This window comes from Burkholderia sp. AU33423 (assembly GCF_002223135.1).
Classification (GTDB): domain Bacteria; phylum Pseudomonadota; class Gammaproteobacteria; order Burkholderiales; family Burkholderiaceae; genus Burkholderia; species Burkholderia lata_D.
This window is the reverse complement of record NZ_NKFH01000007.1, coordinates 818794-834753: the sequence shown is the minus strand read 5'-3', so window position 1 is coordinate 834753 and position 15960 is coordinate 818794. Positions and strand designations below refer to the sequence as shown.

General features: G+C 66.0%; 17 protein-coding genes. 8 read left to right on the top strand and 9 right to left on the bottom strand.

What is annotated here, in order from left to right; all coding sequences use genetic code 11:
* Positions 1-5: 5 nt before the first annotated feature.
* Positions 6-1646, bottom strand: a complete 1641-nt coding sequence (locus tag CFB50_RS22340) for an acetolactate synthase large subunit (protein WP_089447287.1) — start codon at positions 1644-1646, stop codon at positions 6-8.
* 351 nt (positions 1647-1997) lie between these two features.
* Between CFB50_RS22340 and CFB50_RS22330 the strand changes: the two genes are divergently transcribed.
* Together CFB50_RS22330 and CFB50_RS22325 are read left to right on the top strand one after the other, a co-directional pair.
* Entirely contained in the window at positions 1998-2321 is a 324-nt protein-coding gene (locus CFB50_RS22330; RefSeq protein WP_373452982.1) for a type II toxin-antitoxin system RelE/ParE family toxin, read from the top strand.
* A gap of 3 nt (positions 2322-2324) precedes the next feature.
* Positions 2325-2624 (top strand): addiction module antidote protein, encoded by a 300-nt coding sequence (locus CFB50_RS22325; protein WP_069251007.1) that lies wholly within the window; start codon positions 2325-2327, stop codon positions 2622-2624.
* A gap of 48 nt (positions 2625-2672) precedes the next feature.
* Here the strand turns inward: CFB50_RS22325 and CFB50_RS22320 are convergent, their stop codons facing one another.
* The 5 genes from CFB50_RS22320 to andAc form a co-directional block, all read right to left on the bottom strand.
* Positions 2673-3959, bottom strand: a complete 1287-nt coding sequence (locus CFB50_RS22320) for a DUF445 domain-containing protein (RefSeq protein ID WP_089447284.1) — start codon at positions 3957-3959, stop codon at positions 2673-2675.
* A gap of 170 nt (positions 3960-4129) precedes the next feature.
* A complete protein-coding gene (gene andAa, locus CFB50_RS22315; protein ID WP_089447283.1) occupies positions 4130-5350 on the bottom strand; it encodes an anthranilate 1,2-dioxygenase system ferredoxin--NAD(+) reductase in 1221 nt (406 codons plus the stop codon).
* Positions 5340-5666, bottom strand: coding sequence for an anthranilate 1,2-dioxygenase ferredoxin subunit AndAb (gene andAb / locus CFB50_RS22310; protein ID WP_006479527.1), 327 nt, complete (start codon positions 5664-5666; stop codon positions 5340-5342). Before andAb ends, andAa begins: the two co-directional genes overlap by 11 nt.
* A 20-nt stretch (positions 5667-5686) precedes the next feature.
* Entirely contained in the window at positions 5687-6175 is a 489-nt protein-coding gene (gene andAd / locus CFB50_RS22305; protein WP_069251004.1) for an anthranilate 1,2-dioxygenase small subunit AndAd, read from the bottom strand.
* 14 nt (positions 6176-6189) lie between these two features.
* A complete protein-coding gene (gene andAc / locus CFB50_RS22300) occupies positions 6190-7461 on the bottom strand; it encodes an anthranilate 1,2-dioxygenase large subunit AndAc (protein ID WP_089447282.1) in 1272 nt (423 codons plus the stop codon).
* Between the two features lie 213 nt (positions 7462-7674).
* On the opposite strand from andAc, the gene andR reads away from it, so the two are divergent.
* A complete protein-coding gene (gene andR / locus CFB50_RS22295) occupies positions 7675-8634 on the top strand; it encodes an anthranilate 1,2-dioxygenase regulatory protein AndR (RefSeq protein WP_069251003.1) in 960 nt (319 codons plus the stop codon).
* A gap of 149 nt (positions 8635-8783) precedes the next feature.
* Here the strand turns inward: andR and CFB50_RS22290 are convergent, their stop codons facing one another.
* A complete protein-coding gene (locus tag CFB50_RS22290) occupies positions 8784-9674 on the bottom strand; it encodes a LysR family transcriptional regulator (protein ID WP_089447281.1) in 891 nt (296 codons plus the stop codon).
* A gap of 91 nt (positions 9675-9765) precedes the next feature.
* Here CFB50_RS22290 and CFB50_RS22285 point away from each other — a divergent pair, with 91 nt between their 5' ends.
* The 3 genes from CFB50_RS22285 to catC are packed head-to-tail and all read left to right on the top strand — an operon-like array spanning position 9766 to position 12168.
* Complete coding sequence (locus CFB50_RS22285; RefSeq protein WP_089447280.1) at positions 9766-10899, top strand: muconate/chloromuconate family cycloisomerase; 1134 nt, start codon at positions 9766-9768, stop codon at positions 10897-10899.
* A 32-nt stretch (positions 10900-10931) separates the two neighbouring features.
* Positions 10932-11834 carry a catechol 1,2-dioxygenase gene (gene catA, locus CFB50_RS22280; protein ID WP_089447279.1) on the top strand — a complete coding sequence of 301 codons (903 nt, stop codon included), beginning with the start codon at positions 10932-10934 and terminating at the stop codon, positions 11832-11834.
* A 43-nt stretch (positions 11835-11877) separates the two neighbouring features.
* Positions 11878-12168 (top strand): muconolactone Delta-isomerase, encoded by a 291-nt coding sequence (gene catC, locus CFB50_RS22275; protein ID WP_011355923.1) that lies wholly within the window; start codon positions 11878-11880, stop codon positions 12166-12168.
* A gap of 105 nt (positions 12169-12273) precedes the next feature.
* Here catC and CFB50_RS22270 read toward each other — a convergent pair whose 3' ends face one another.
* Both CFB50_RS22270 and CFB50_RS22265 read right to left on the bottom strand, forming a co-directional pair.
* Positions 12274-13458, bottom strand: coding sequence for a hypothetical protein (locus CFB50_RS22270; protein ID WP_089447278.1), 1185 nt, complete (start codon positions 13456-13458; stop codon positions 12274-12276).
* 150 nt (positions 13459-13608) lie between these two features.
* Entirely contained in the window at positions 13609-14397 is a 789-nt protein-coding gene (locus CFB50_RS22265; RefSeq protein WP_089447277.1) for an NAD(P)H-dependent oxidoreductase, read from the bottom strand.
* Positions 14398-14483: 86 nt separating this feature from the next.
* On the opposite strand from CFB50_RS22265, the gene CFB50_RS22260 reads away from it, so the two are divergent.
* Both CFB50_RS22260 and CFB50_RS22255 read left to right on the top strand, forming a co-directional pair.
* Complete coding sequence (locus tag CFB50_RS22260; protein ID WP_069250997.1) at positions 14484-15377, top strand: LysR family transcriptional regulator; 894 nt, start codon at positions 14484-14486, stop codon at positions 15375-15377.
* Positions 15378-15541: 164 nt separating this feature from the next.
* Positions 15542-15946: a DUF2471 family protein gene (locus CFB50_RS22255; RefSeq protein WP_039344831.1), complete on the top strand. Its 405-nt coding sequence runs from the start codon at positions 15542-15544 to the stop codon at positions 15944-15946.
* Positions 15947-15960 lie beyond the last annotated feature (14 nt).

Below are 15960 nucleotides of genomic sequence, written 5' to 3'. Positions count from 1 at the left end.
GGCATTCAGAGTTGCGCCGACAGGCGCTTGATCTCGCGGTTCAGCACGCGCTCGTTGTCCGAGTAGTCGATCGGCACGTCGATCACGTGCACGCCCGGCGACGAGAAACACTCGCGCAGCAGCGGCTCGAGATCGTCGGCCGATTCGACGCGATGCCCGTGCGCGCCGTAGCTTTGCGCATATGCGACGAAATCGGGGTTCTGCAGCGTCATCGCGAAATCGGGGAAATTCATGTTCTCCTGCTTCCAGCGGATCATCCCGAACGCGTCGTCGCGCAGGATCATCACGACGAGGTCGAGCTTCAGCCGCACGGCCGTTTCGAGCTCCTGCGAATTCATCATGAAACCGCCGTCGCCGCACACGGCGATCACCTTGCGCTGCGGATGCACGATCTTCGTCGCGATCGCCGACGGCAGCCCCGCCCCCATCGACGCGAGCGCGTTGTCGAGCAGCAGCGAATTCGGCTCGTGCGCGCGCCAGTAGCGCGCGAACCAGATCTTGTACATCCCGTTGTCGAGACAGACGATGCCGTCGACCGGCATCGCGTTGTACAGATCGTTGACGATCCGCACCGGGTACATCGGAAAGCGCGAGTCGTGCTGCCCTTTCTGCAGATGCGCGTCGAAATGCTCCTTGATCATCCGGAAGCGTTCGAAATCCCAGTGCGATTGCGGCGTCACCGCTTCCTTCATCTGCCACACCGCGTTCGCGATGTCGCCGACCACCTCGATCTGCGGGAAATAAACAGGATCGACCTGCGCGCCGAGGAAGTTCACGTGGATCACGGTCTTGTCGTCGGTACGCATGAAGAACGGCGGCTTCTCGATCACGTCGTGGCCGACGTTGATGATGCAGTCCGCGTGCTCGATCGCACGGTGCACGAAATCGCCGTCGGACAGCGTCGCGTTGCCGAGCCACAGCGGGTGCGTCTCGTCGATCACGCCCTTGCCCATCTGCGTCGTGAAGAACGGGATGCCCGTCTTGTCGACGAATTCGAGCAGCATCTTGCAGGTGGTCTTGCGGTTGCCGCCCGCGCCGATCATCAGGAGCGGATGGCGCGCGGCCTGGATCGCGTCGACCGCGTGCGCGACCGCCTTCTCCTCGGCCACCGGCCGCCGGCTGTAGCTGCGCGGGATCGGCTTGCCGTCGCCCTCCTCGTGCGCGATGTCTTCCGGCAGCTCGAGGTGCGCGGCGCCCGGGCGCTCTTCCTCCGCGCGACGGAACGCCTCGCGCACGGCCGACGGGATGTTGCCGATCGACACGATCTGCCGCGTGAACTTCGTGAGCGGCTGCATCATGTCGACCACGTCGACGATCTGGAAGTGGCCCTGCTTGCTGGACTTGATCGGCTTCTGCCCGGTGATCATCAGCATCGGCATGCCGCCGAGCTGCGCATACGCGGCGGCCGTCACGAAGTTCGTCGCGCCGGGCCCGAGCGTGGCGATACACACGCCGGTGCGGCCCGTCAGGCGGCCGTAGGTGGCGGCCATGAACCCGGCCGCCTGCTCGTGCCGGGTCAGCACGAGCTTGATCTTCGATCGCCGCAGCGATTCGAGCAGATCGAGGTTTTCTTCGCCGGGAATGCCGAACACGTACTCGACGCCTTCGGCTTCCAGCGCCTTCACGAACAGATCCGATGCTTTCATGGGGACTCTCGGTTGATGCCGCCTGCCCGGCCTACGGACACGCAGCGTTCAGAACGCGCACCGGCCTACGGCACGCGGACGCTTTACCTACTGGACACAAACCACGGCACTGCCCGCCGCGCAACACGCGCTGCGCGGCGGCGCCTCCGGATACCGGAGGACAAACGGACCCGCCCGCGCGCGGCACGCACGCACGGGCGGCAAGGACGTTTTTGATTGTAGACGGATTCGGAAGATCCCGACTTCGGCCGAACGGCCATTTGGCACACAAGCGAAGCGCACGGCCCTACCGTAGCGGCAATGACACTCCACACCTCAGACATGTGAACCATGGTTGACATACTGCAATCCATGCCCTACAGTGCGCCTACGTTCAGCATCCGGACCACCGACGTCTTCGACGCCTGGTTTGCCGGCCTGCCGGATCGCGTCGCGAAGCGCCGCATCCAGGCACGCATCGACCGCCTCTCGATGGGCAATCCGGGCGACTGGAAGTCCGCCGGCTCGCCGGTCGTCGAGATGCGGATCGACCACGACCACGGCCCGGGCTATCGCGTCTACTACGTCCGGCGCGGAACGATCTGGGTCATCCTGCTCTGCGGCGGCGATAAATCGGCGCAACAGGCCGACATCCGCGCCGCGCACGCGATGCTCGCGCATCTCGACATGGAGTAACCGATGGACAAGATCAGCACCCGGCCGTGGGATTCGGCCGATCATCTGAAAACCGAAGACGACATGGCCGACTACTTCGAAGCGTGCCTGCAGGAAGGCGGCGACGATCCGGCCTTCATCGCACATGCGCTCGGCGTGATCGCACGGGCACGCGGCATGTCGCAGGTCGCGCGCGATGCGGGCCTGTCGCGCGAAGGGCTGTACAAGGCGCTGTCGCACGACGGCAACCCCAGCTTCGGCACGATCCTGAAGGTCATCAAGGCGCTCGGCCTGCAACTGCACGGCTCGAAAGCGCACGCATGATGCGCGGGCGCAGCCCGTCCCGCCCGCCGCGCGATACCTGTGGCCGTGTCAGTGCAGCCAGCCGGCCGCCCAGCGCGGCACCAGCGATACCAGATACAACCCGAGCCCGATCAGCCCGCCGACCAGCGTGCCGTTGATGCGGATGTATTGCAGATCCTTGCCGATGTTCAGCTCGATCTGCCGCGACATCTCGCGCGCATCCCAGTTGCGCACCGTGTCGCGGATGTGACGCATCAGGAAATCCGCGAAATCCGGCGCCATCTCGTGCACGGCCTTCTCGACGTGCTCGTTCAGCGACGCACGCAATGCCGGGCTCTCCGCGAGCCGCGCACCGAGCCAGCCGCCGAGCATCACGGCCTGCCGATGCAGCGCCGAATCGGGGCGCGCGAGATCGGCCTTCAGCCACGCGCGCAACTGATCCCACAGGTCGCGCACATACTCGTTGAACGCATCGCCGTCGCGAATATAGCGCTTGATCTCCTCGCCCTTCTCGATGAACGCGGGATCGTGCTTCAATCGCTCGGTCAGCCGCACGACCGTCCGATCGAAACGTTGCCGCAGCTCGTGCTCGGGGTCGGCCGCGACACCTTCCAGCACGCGACTCACCGCGCTCGCGAGCATTCGCGCGCCGTTCTCGCCGAACCACTGCGTCGGCATGATCTTCTCGACCTTCGGGTACTGCGTCTTCAGCCATTCGACGATGAAACCCGCGATCACCTCGCGGTTCTCCTCCTTGTCGAGCACGTCGACCACCTGTTCGATCGCATCGTCGAGCAGCGCCTGGTGGCGGCCATCCTTCGTCAGCGTGTCGAGGATCGCGCCGGCCGATTGCGACAGGTCGATCCGGTCGATCACCGCGCGAAACGCGTCATGGACGAACGACTGGATCCGCGCGTCGTCGGTCATGTCGAGCGCGAAACTCATCAGCTTCGTCACATAGCCGCCGAGCGCCTCGGTGTTCGCCGGCTCGCCGAGCCACGCGCCGAGCTTCTGCGCGGGATCGTGCTGGCGGATCTGCGCAGCGAGCGCATCGGGACCGAGGAATTTCTCGCGCACGAACACCGCGAGGTTGTCGGCGATCTTGTCCTTGTTCTTCGGAATGATCTCGGTGTGGCGCGACACGAACGGGATCGGCACGCGGCGAAACAGCGCGACGACCGCGAACCAGTCGGCGAGCGCGCCGACCATCGCGGCTTCGGCCACGGCCTTGAAGCCGTCGACCCACGGGCCGCGCGGCAGCAGGATCATCGTGACGAACACCGCGACGGCGGCCAGCAGCAGCCACAGCGCACGGCGCTTGCTGCGTTTCAGTTCGAGGGCTTTGTCTGGCGTCATGGGCAACGGGTCGGGCGAGCGATGCCGCTAATATGCACCGGTTGCGGTGTGGCCGACAAACATTGCGACACGCGTCGAGCGTGTCGGACGCCGCCGGATCGGACCGGCGGATTGCACACGGCGCCGGCCGGCATCGTCACCGCATGCCGGGCCGGACGACCGAGCGCCTGCTACATGAACGTCTTCAGGTTCACCGCCGGGTCCGCAAGCTTCACCGGGTCCGGCACCGCCCCCGCCGCGATCAACCGGCGCGATGCGCCGATGTCGCGCCCCAGGTTCGCCGCGACCACCGCGACGATCCTGCCGTCATCCCCCAGCCCGAACGCCGTGAACGACCCGTTCGCCGGATCGCCGCGCACGACGATCGTGCGCTCGCTGCCGAACAGCCCGAGCATCTGCAGGTTGCAGTCGTACTGATCGGACCAGAGCCACGGCAGCTCGGCGTAGGTCTCGTCGGCGCCGAGCAGGTTCGCGGCCGCGACGGCCGGCTGGTTTTCGGCCACTTGCCACGACTCGATCCGCACGTGACGCCCGAGCAGCGGATTGAAGTGCATCGTCACCTCGCCCGCCGCGAAGATCGCGGGATCGACCGTGCGGCAGCCCGCATCGACGCGTATCCCGTTGTCGACATCGAGCCCCGCCGCCTGCGCCAGCTCGACATTCGGCACCACACCGATGCCGACCACGACGAGGTCGGCCGGCACGTCGCCGCGATCGGTCTCGACGATCGCGCCGCCGCCCGGTGCGCGACGGATCGCGCGCGGCAGCGTCGCCATCTGAAAGACCACGCCACGTGCATCGTGCATCCGCCGCGCATACGCACCGACCACTTCCGGCAACGCACGCTGCAGCAGGCGCGGCGCCGGATCGATCACCGTCACGTCGCACCCGAGCTGGCGCGCCGCCGCCGCGACCTCCAGCCCGATGAACCCGCCGCCGAGCACCGCCACGCGACGGCCCGGCGCAAGCTGCGCGCGCAACGCACGCGCATCGTCGACCGTGCGGACGTAGTGCGGCTCGACACCTTCGTCGATCGTGCCGCCGAACATGCGCACCCGCGAGCCCGGCGCGAGCACGAGCCGCGCATACGGGAGCGTCGCGCCGTCGTCGAGCCGCACGCGCTGCGCATCGCGCTCGATCGCATCGACGCGCGTGCCGAGCCGCAGTTCGATGCGCTGCGTGTCGTACCACGCCGCGTCGCGCACGAACGCGCGCTGCTCGCCGCCGTCCGTCAACAGCGCATCCTTCGACAGCGCGGGCCGGTCGTACGGCAGCTCACGTTCCGCGCCGATCATCACGATGCGCGCCGCGGCATCGCGCTCGCGCAGCGCCTCGGCCGTGCGCCGCGCGGCATGCCCGGCGCCGACGATCACGAACGGATCAGCCGACATTGACTTCCACCTGCCCGTCGACGATCCGGATCGGATAGGTCCGCACCGGCTCCGTGATCGGCGCGCATTTCGGCGCGCCGGTGCGGATGTCGATCAGCCCCTGGTGCAGCGGGCATTCGACGCAGCCGTCCTCCACATAGCCTTCGGACAGCCGCGCGTGGCCATGCGTGCAGAGGTCGTGCATCGCGAACAGTTCGTCGCCGATCCGGAACACCGCGATCGGCTTCTGGCCGGCGACGCGCGCCGCCGGTTCGTCTTCGGAGAATTCGTCGAAAGCGCCGAGCGGATGCCACTCGGCGAGCGTTGCTTCGGTCATGTCTGTTCCTTGCTTCCGTATCAGATCGGGGTGGCGAGCAGCGTCTGCACGCGCGACGTGTCGTAGATCACCCGCTTGGTCTTGTAGCGCAGCCCGTCCGGCGTGCGCACGACCGTGTCGTAGTACTTGCCGGCCTGGTACACGTTCGACTCGCCGTTGCTGCGCGTCTGCACGACCACGTAGTTGCTCTCCGTGTCGATCTCGCCGTCGCGTTCCGCGACGATCGTCAGGCCCGACGTCATGTGCCGGTACGTGTGCTCTTCGTAGATGTTCGCGTGCCGCAGCGACACCACGCGGTCGCGCAGCATCCGCTGGTTCGTGCAGTGGACGATCCCGACCGGCAGCCCGAGGTCGGCGTTCTCCTTCGGCACGATTTCGTACGTGCAGTCCTCGGTGAACATCGTCGGCCATGCTTCGAGCCGGTCGTTGTCGAGGTGCCCGATATAGCGGTTCTGGAGCATGTAAATCTCGAACCACGTCTTCATGTCTTCCGTCAGGTTTTCCATCATTCCGCGCTCCCGCTTCAATAGCCCATCAGCTTCTGATAGCCGACCCAGAACTTGCGGATCAGGCTTTCGGTGATCACCGTGTCCTGCTGGTCCGGATTGCCGCGCGACATCTCGATCACCGACGTCGCGTCGCCGTCGCGCACCGTGCCGCGCTGCACGAGCTCGGTCGCCTCCGTGTCCTCCATCGAGATGTAGCCGGCCGGCCCGACGAGGTTCGCCTGCTTGATGCGCAGCGCGCGCAGCTCGGGCGTATCGTCCGCGTAGCCGAAGAAGTGAAAGATCAGTTCGAAGTTGTCCGGGCCTTTCGGCAGGATCTGCCGTGCGACCAGCGTGTTGTGGATCTGCTGGATCACGAGTTGCGGAAAGATCGGCTGGATATGGTTCGTGCAGTCCTCGTCGTATTCCGACACGAGGTCGAGAATCGATTCGTCTTCCAGATGAAAGCCTTCGTCGAACGAGCGAATGTTCTGCTGCTTGTACGCGGCCGACGTATCGTCGCCCGTCTTCGTCACCGTGATGATGCTGTGCAGCCCGTGGTTCGCGTCCGGAATCGAGCGCGCCTTCATCCCGACGCGGAAGATGTTGAAGGTCGTATGGAACAGGTGCAGCATGCTCGCGTGATACGGGTCCTTCACGTTCTCCATGTACAGCTTCCAGTTCGACTTCGAGTACTGGCGCGTACAGCCGAGATACTCGATCGGCTTGTGGAAGATCCGGTCGATCCACGGCCGCATCTGCTCACCGAGATAGTCGGGCAGCGGCATCACGTCGTCGCTGAAGGTGGCGAACACCAGCCCGCGATAGCTGTCGACGCGCAGCTTGCGCAGCCCGTGCTGCTTCGGGTCGAAGTCGGCCGGCATCCCGGACATCCCCTTCTGGCCGCGCCGGAACGGCACGCCAAGCAGGTTGCCCGAGTTGTCGAAGCTCCACTGGTGATAGACGCACGTGTGCGAGCTCGCGTTGCCGCGCGACTTGCGGCACACCTGCGCGCCGCGGTGCGCGCAGCGGTTCACCCACGCGGACAGCGCGCCGTCCTCGGTACGCGTGACGACCACCGGCGTGTCGCCGACGAACGTGCTCTTGAAGTCGCCGGCGTTCGGGATTTCCGCTTCCAGCGCGACGAAGTTCCACGTCGGGCCGCGAAAGATGCGTTCCTGCTCGCGATCGTAGACCGCGCGCGAGCTGAACACCTTGTATGGCACGCGCGAACCGTCGTCGTGCGGAAAGTTCACGTCGGACGCGTCGTCGCGTGCGGCGAAAACGACGGGCGATTCTGTCTGCTCCATGTCGGACTCCTTGTCGATCCGTTGCGTTGAATGCATGGAGCCGATTTTTGAAAAGCTAATATTCGCCGTCTATCCGGAAAGTGCGATTGCGGCGGTGCAATATCCACTTTCGGCGGATTTCTGCGCTAGCATGACGGCACACACGACCCGGCGCACGATCGCGCCCCATTGATCGGATCGAAGCGCACGCCGTCTACACCAAGGCTGATGCCCATGTCCCCAACGTCGTTCGAGCCGCTCGCGCTGCGCGCGCACCGGCTGTTCGAATCCCGCGATCTCGACGAGACGCGCGAGCGGATCTCGCGCGTGATGCAGCCGCATGCGCTGCTGCCGAACGGCCGCACGCGTGGCGCGTCGCACATGGATTTCGTCAGGCTCGGCGGGCTCGGGATCGGCACGATCGCGTTCGGCGACGCGATGCGCGTGCAGGTCGACGCGGTCGACGGCTACTACCTGCTGATGTTCTGCCTGTCCGGCCAGGCCGAGGTGCGCGCGATGGGGCGGCAGCTCGGCGTCGACGGCCAGACCGGCGTGCTGTGTGCGCCTGGCGAACGCTTCGACGCGGTGCTGTCGGCCGATTGCGAGCAGTTCGTGCTGCGCATCGACGCGGCGACCGTCGGCTCGCTGACCGGCGACCCGCGCGCGACGCTCGATCCCGTGCTGCATGTCAGCGACGCCGCGCTCGCCGCGTGGCGCCAGCAGCTGATGCTCGTCGCGCGCTCGCCCGAACTGCTCGAACGCGCAAACGCGAACCCGCGCGTCGCCTCCCAGCTCGAGCACCTGCTGATCGACCTGCTGATCGAAGGCCACCCGCCGTCCGTGCTGCAGGCGTCGCACCGCGACCCGGCGCCGGGCTTCGTGCGGCGCGCGCAGGAATTCGTGAACGCGCACTACGCGCAGCCGCTGCAGCTCGCCGATATCGTCCAGGCCGCCAACGTGCCGGAACGGACGCTGCGCGACGCGTTCCTGCAGTTCCGCGGGATGAGCCCGATGCAATACCTGCGCGCGACGCGGCTCGACCACGCGCGCGAACTGCTGCGCGGCGCGGTGTCCGACCGACGGATCGCCGACGTCGCGCTCGATTGCGGGTTTACGCACCTGGGGCGGTTCGCGATCGCGTATCGGGAGAAGTTTGGCGAATCGCCGTCGGAAACGCTCGACGGCAAGCGGTAACGTCGTCGCGCATGCTCGCGCGCCCGGCGGCTTGCGTAACGGCCCAAGCGCTCACACGACAGCGCATGACATCGCGGCGCCCTCCCCGCATCTGCAGGTGCCTGCCGAAACAGACCGTTAGTTGCGATTTATAGGGACGATGACGATCGTCACCCTGTCGGCACGATCATCTCCCGCGCAATCGCGCAAAACGCGGCCGTCAACGCGCTTTCGCCGTGCAACCGGCGGCTCATGATGATCGGCGACGTCGCGGCCGGCTCCGGCAACCGCCGGTACACCACGCCCTTCACGCGCACGCCCTCCACGCTCTCCGGCACCAGCGACACGCCGACCTGCGCGGCCACGAGCCCGAGCGCCGTCTGCAGCTCGCGCACCTCGTGAACGGCCGCCGGCACCAGCGCGCCATCGCGCAGCGCGGACAGCTGCTGATCGGCAAAGCTCGGCCGCGGTGTGCTCGGATAGACGATCAGCGTCTCGTTCGCGATATCCGCGAGCGTCAGCGGCCGGGCCGGATCGGCAAGCGGATGCCCGACCGGCAGCGCCGCGATCAGCTTTTCCTCGATCAGCGCCTCGCGCACCAGTTGGTCGTCGTCGAAGCGCAGCCGGCCGAACCCCACGTCGATCCGCCCGCCCTTCAGCGCGCCGAGCTGTTCGAGCGTGAACATTTCGATCAGCGACAGCTCGACGTCCGGCTGCGCCTCGCGAAACGCGCGGATCACGTCCGGCAGCGCGCCGTACAGCGTCGACGGTACGAAGCCGATCACGATCCGCTCCGACAGTTGTGCGAGCCGCCGCGTCAGCGGCCCCAGCTCGTCGGCCTGGTCGACCAGGCGCTTCGCCTGCGCATAGAACACCCGCCCCGCATCGGTCAGCTTCAGCGGCCGCGCGCCGCGCTCGAACAGCGGCAGCCCGATCTCGTCCTCGATCGCCTGGAGCTGGCGGCTGAGCGGCGGCTGCGTCATGTGCAGTCGCTCGGCCGCCCGCGTGATGTTCATTTCCTCGGCGACGGCGATGAAGTAGCGGAGCTGACGCAATTCCATTTCATGCCTCAAAGGTATGGAAGTAGTCGGAAAGAGTGTTGGACGACGCGGGGCGGGAATTCCTACCATGTGCACCAACAGGAGGAATCGCATGATAGCAACTGCCGCCACCATCGAACGCATCGAGACGCTGCTCGTCGACGTGCCGACGATCCGGCCCCACAAATTGTCGGTCGCCACGATGAACTGCCAGACCCTCGTGCTGGTGCGTGTTCGATGCACGGACGGTATCGAAGGCGTCGGCGAGGCGACGACCATCGGCGGTCTCGCGTACGGCGAGGAGAGCCCCGAGAGCATCAAGGTCAACATCGACACCTACTTCGCGCCGCTGCTGCAGGGCATGGATGCGACCCGCCCGGGCGCCGCGCTGGCGCGCGCCCGCAAGCTGTTCCAGGGCAACCGCTTCGCGAAGTGCGCGATCGAGACCGCGCTGTTCGACGCGCAGGCGCGCCGCCTCGGCGTGCCGCTGTCCGAGCTGTTCGGCGGCCGCCGGACGGATGCGGTCGATGTCGCATGGACGCTCGCGAGCGGCGACACGCAGCGCGACATCGCGGAAGCCGAGGCGATGCTCGACGCGCGCCGCCACCGCGCGTTCAAGCTGAAGATCGGCTCGAACGCGGTGGCCGACGACGTCGCGCACGTGATCGCGATCAAGCGCGCGCTCGGCGAACGCGGCGACGTACGCGTCGACGTGAACCAGGCGTGGAGCGAAACCGACGCGATCTGGGCCGGCGCGCGACTCGCCGAAGCCGGCGTGAGCCTGGTCGAGCAGCCGATCGCCGCGACCAACCGCGCGGGCCTGAAACGCCTCACGCAACTGGCGCAGGTGCCGATCATGGCCGACGAAGCGCTGCACGGCCCCGTCGATGCATTCGCGCTCGCGCAGGATCGCGCGGCCGACGTGTTCGCGGTGAAGATCGCACAATCGGGCGGCCTGCAGGGTGCGGCGAGCGTCGCGTCGATCGCGGCGGCAGCCGGCATCGAGCTGTACGGCGGCACGATGCTCGAGGGCGCGGCCGGCACGATGGCGTCCGCGCAACTGTTCAGCACGTTTGACTCGCTGAAATGGGGCACCGAACTGTTCGGCCCGCTGCTGCTCACCGAGGAGATCCTCGTCGAGCCGCTGCGCTACGCGGATTTCAAGCTGCACCTGCCGGCGACGCCCGGCCTCGGCATCACGTTCGACTGGGCCCGCATCGAACGGATGCGACGCGACGCCCGCTGATCCCCACACGACAACCGAAACCGGAGACACAGATGAACAAGCAAGCCATCGACGCACTGCTGAAGACCTTCGACGACGCCGCCGAGAAGCCGGGCAACCCGCGCGTGCGCGCGATCGTCAACCGGATCGTGAAGGACATCTGCTACACGATCGAGGACTTCGACGTGCAGCCGAGCGAATTCTGGACGGCGCTGAACTACCTGAACGAAGCCGGCCGCGAATTCGGGCTGATCGCGGCAGGCCTCGGCCTCGAGCGCTTCCTCGACGTGCGCATGGACGAAGCCGAGGAAAAGGCCGGCATCCAGGGCGGCACGCCGCGCACGATCGAAGGTCCGCTGTATGTCGCCGGTGCGCCGGAATCGGTCGGCCATGCGCGTCTCGACGACGGCACCGATCCGGGCCAGACGCTGATCATGCGCGGCCAGGTGCTCGGCCACGATGGCGCGCCGATCGCGAACGCACTGGTCGAGGTATGGCACGCGAACCATCTCGGCAACTACTCGTACTTCGATCAGTCGCAGCCCGCGTTCAACCTGCGCCGCTCGATCCGCACCGACGCCGAAGGCCGCTACAGCTTCCGCAGCGTGCTGCCGGTCGGCTACAGCGTGCCACCGGGCAGCAAGACCGAGCAACTGCTCGACCAACTCGGCCGCCACGGCCATCGTCCGGCGCACATTCACTTCTTCGTTTCGGCGGACGGTTATCGTAAGCTGACGACGCAGATCAACATCGATGGCGATCCGCATCTGTGGGACGACTTCGCGTTCGCGACGCGCGACGGGTTGATCCCGCCGGTGAAGCAGGCCGAAGGCGCGGAAGGCAAACCGTATGGCGTCGACGGGCAGTTCGCGCTGATCGACTTCGATTTCTCGCTGCTCAAGGAAAAGCCGGACGTGCCGGGCAGCGAAGTCGAGCGGGCCCGCGCCCAGGCGTGAGTGGCCTTCCGATTCGACGAACCGATAACGCAAGGAGTGCAGGATGCTGTTTCATGTGGAAATGACCGTCCGTCTGCCGACGGACATGGATCCAGTCAAGGCAGCCACGCTGAAGGCGGAAGAAAAGGCGATGTGCCAGCGGCTGATGAACGAAGGGACCTGGCGGCATTTGTGGCGGATCGCCGGGCAGTATGCGAACGTCAGTATTTTCGATGTCGAAAGCGTGCAGCAGCTGCATGACCTGCTGAGTCAGCTGCCGTTGTTTCCGTATATGGAGATGGAAGTGCGGGCGCTGTGCCGGCATCCGTCTTCGGTGCGGGAAGACGATCGGTAAGCATATGGTCGAGCACTGACAAGAAAGACGGGCGGCCTGCGATTGCCTCGCAGGCCGCCCGTTTCATTTCGTCATCCGCAGCGGTAGATCAGGTTGCCGCGCGCCCTACTTCTTCGTGTCCATCTTGTCGGCGACGTCGTCGCCATACACCTTCGCGACGCGTCGTGCGACGATCGCCTGCATCAGCGTCTTGTCGAAATCGTCGGCGGTTTTCCAGCCGCTGCCGTCCTTGACGAACGTGAAATCGCCCTTCAACTGCAGCATCGACGGCGCGCCGATCGCACCGAGCAGCCGGTCGCGATAATCGATCAGCAACGGACACGACACGTGGTCGCCGTCGATCTGCTTGCAGTCGGCGGCCGGCATGACACCGAGCACGTTGCTCGTCAGCGTCGTCGGCTTGTCGTCGCCGAACATCGGCTTGCCGTAGCGCGGCATGCGCGCCGACACGTTCTTGTCGAGTTGCGCGACGCCCGCCATGAAAGCCGCGCTGATGACGTCGCGGCCGAGCGGTGCGCCGAGCTTCGGATCGAGACCCTGCGCACTGTAGCGAGCCGTCACGTATTCGGGCGGGAACGTCTGCACGACAAACGCGCTCTTGTCCTTGTCGTCGTGCCGGACCACATAGCCGAGCGTCGCGTGCTCGTCGGCGATACTCACGTCCGCCAGGCAGCCGCGCGCCCGATTGGCCTCGTCGTAGCCGACTTCACGTGGGTTGCTGACGTGCGGAAACGACTTGCTGCCCTGTTCGAGCATCTGCATCGGGTTCTTGAGCATCATGTCCCTGCGCGCGTCGAACAACAGCGAATTCAGCGCCTTGGTGGTGCTCGACGCGCCGCACGCGGGCGCCGATGCGGGCCACAACAGGTAGGCGCCCACCGCGAGCGCGGCAGCCAGGACGCCGAAGCCGATCAGCATCTGCTTCTTCTTTTGCTCGCGCTGCATCGATGCGACCGTTTCTTCCAGATGCTGTTTGAAGCGGGGCGGATCGATCTCCTCCAGCATCGTCAGCAGGATGAGTTTCGCGTTGCCGCTCGCGTAGCGGCCGTCCAGCAGCTCATGCGTGGCTTTCGCTTCGGCGTCCGCCGTCGTATAGCCCTCGGCGATCAGCCAGTCGAGCATTTTGCGCGCGGAATCGGTGTCGGGAAGCTCGGCCGGTGCGTCCCTCAGACACTGGGTGACGCGCGCCGCCTGCTCCTCCGTCAGATAGCCGCCGGCTTCGAGTTCGATCAGCAGGACGGCGCGGTTGTCATCGATCGGTTCTGCGTGGCCCGGTGGTTCGAAAGTCATCGTTGTTGTTCTCCGTCGAGACCGATTCGCTGCACAGACCGTGCCGGCTTATTGTGCAGACGAATCGTGTCGATCACCGGAAACTACTTCATTTGGGCGCAGGTGTCGATATGCCCGCGCGTCGCTTTCTCTCGCGGGCCGCGCCATGCATCATCCATGCTCGTGCGCCAGATGCGCCGCAAATCCCACCTTCCCCGGCACGATTTCGTCCTTCAGCGTCAACGCCGGAATCTCGTAATCGCCCGCGTTCTGCCGGCGGAACGGAATCGGCTGCGTCGTCCACAGTTCGTCCAGGCGCTTGCCGAGCGCCGCGCGCGTTTCGTCGAAGCGCGCTTCGTTCATCTTCCCCGTCCGGTAGATCACGAACGGCGGCAGCACATCGAACCCCGGGTAATACAGCACGCCGTGCTGGATCGGAAACAGCACATCGTCGATCGGCCCGTTGATGCCGCGCGGGCTGTAATGCGACTCCCACCCGCCCGTCGTGACGATCACCATCGCGCGCTTGCCGGCAAACGAACCTTCACCATAGCGATCGCCCCAGTGCGTGTCGGAATGCTCGCCCACGCCGTAAGCGAAGCCGCACGCATACACGCGCTCGAACCAGCCCTTCATGATTGCCGGCATCGAGAACCACCACAGCGGGAACTGCAGGATCACCGCATCGGCCCACCGCAGCTTGTCCTGCTCGCGCACGATGTCTTCGCGCTGCGTACCGGTTGCAAACGCGTGCTTCGAGTCGTTCGACGGATCGAAACGCGCATCCGGCTCACGCCCGGTCAAGTCGTCCGCGTCGAATGCTGCCTTCCAGTTCATCGCATACAGGTCGGTCACCTGCACCGTGTGGCTGGCCGCTTCGAGATGCGCGACGGAAAAGTCGCGCAATGCGCCGTTCAGCGAACGCGGTTCGGGATGGGCATAGACGATCAGCACATTCATGTTCGGTACTCCGTGGATTGAATGACAGCAGGATGCCGCCGCCAACGGTATATTTGAAATGAATTCCTGATATTCCAGGTATAGCCATGAATAATCTCAGACGACTCGATCTCAATCTGCTCGTCACGCTGGACGTGCTGCTCGCCGAGCACAACGTCACGCGCGCGGCCGAAAAACTGAACATGTCGCAGCCGTCGGTGAGCGTGCAATTGCAGAAGCTGCGTGACGTGTTCGGCGATCCGCTGCTGCTGCCGGGGCCGCGTGGAATGCGGCCGACCGCGCGCGCGGAAGCGCTGCGCGAACCGTTGCGCGATGCGCTCGAAGCGGTCGAGCGCGCGGTGATTCCGGCCACGCCGTTCGATCCCGCGACCGCGACGAACACGTGGCGTGTGGCCGCGACCGACTATGGCGAATCGACGATCGTACTGCCCGCGCTGAACACGCTGCGTTCGGCCGCACCCGCGACGCGCCTCGCCGTGGTCGAGCTGGTACCGCCGCGCATCGAGCAGGATACCGAACGAAACGGCATCGATCTCGTCTTTCATATGACCGAAGCGTCGCCGCCCGGCATGCGACGCTTGCCGCTGTTCGCCGAGCGTTACGTGCTCATCGGCCGCGCCGGGCACCCGAAGCTGAAGCGGCGCCCGACCCTCGCGCAGTTCGGCACGCTCGAGCACGTGATCGTGTCGCCCGACGGTGGCGGCTTCATCGGCGTGACGGACGAAGCGCTCGCGAAGGTGGGCGCCACGCGGCGCGTCGTGCTGTCGGTGCCGCATTTCCTGTTCGTGATGTCGGCCGTGGCCAGCACCGATCTCGTCGCGATGGTGCCTGAGCGTCTGGTGCGCGACGTGCCCGCGCTGCGTGTCGTGGAAGCGCCCGTCGACGTGCCCGGCTACGAAATGTCGATGCTGTGGCACGAACGCGTGCATCGCGATCCGGCGCATCGGTGGTTGCGGGAGACGATCGCGGCAGCGGTGTAGAGCGGTCGCCTGCCCGGTGCGGGCGCCCGCTTCGATCGCCATCGCACGAAATCCTTCATCCGGGGCTTGAAACCGCGCCGAACACTGTATATATTTACAGTGCTTTTGCACCATTTGACCCGAATTCCGTCATTCACAGACGAACGGACTTTTGTGAGGCGACCATGTTCCAGGCATCCGCATTCGATCCCGAGCAACCCGGCTTCAACCCCGTCCACTTCGAGCGCGCCGCGCAGCGGGCGGTCGTCGATCTGCAGCGTGTCGCGGGCGGCCCCGCGCAGCGGGCGCTCGGCCTGCGGCGCCGCACCCATCCCGCGGCCGTCCGCACGATGAGCTGGCAGGCGCTGCTGAACGTCGAAGAGCTGGCATTCTCGAATGCCGGCTTCCTGAGCCGCAACGATCCGGCCGTCGTCGACGCGTTCATCCGGCTGCGCGACAGCCGCCTGGTCGCCGCGGATGTCGAGGAGCCGGTCGACTGGCGCCGCGACGATGACGACCTGCCGGCCATCTACCTGATCGTCAAGGCGATGCTGGAAGCGGAAGAGGAAGAACGGGCCGAAGCGGCCTGAGCCGTGTGATGGCC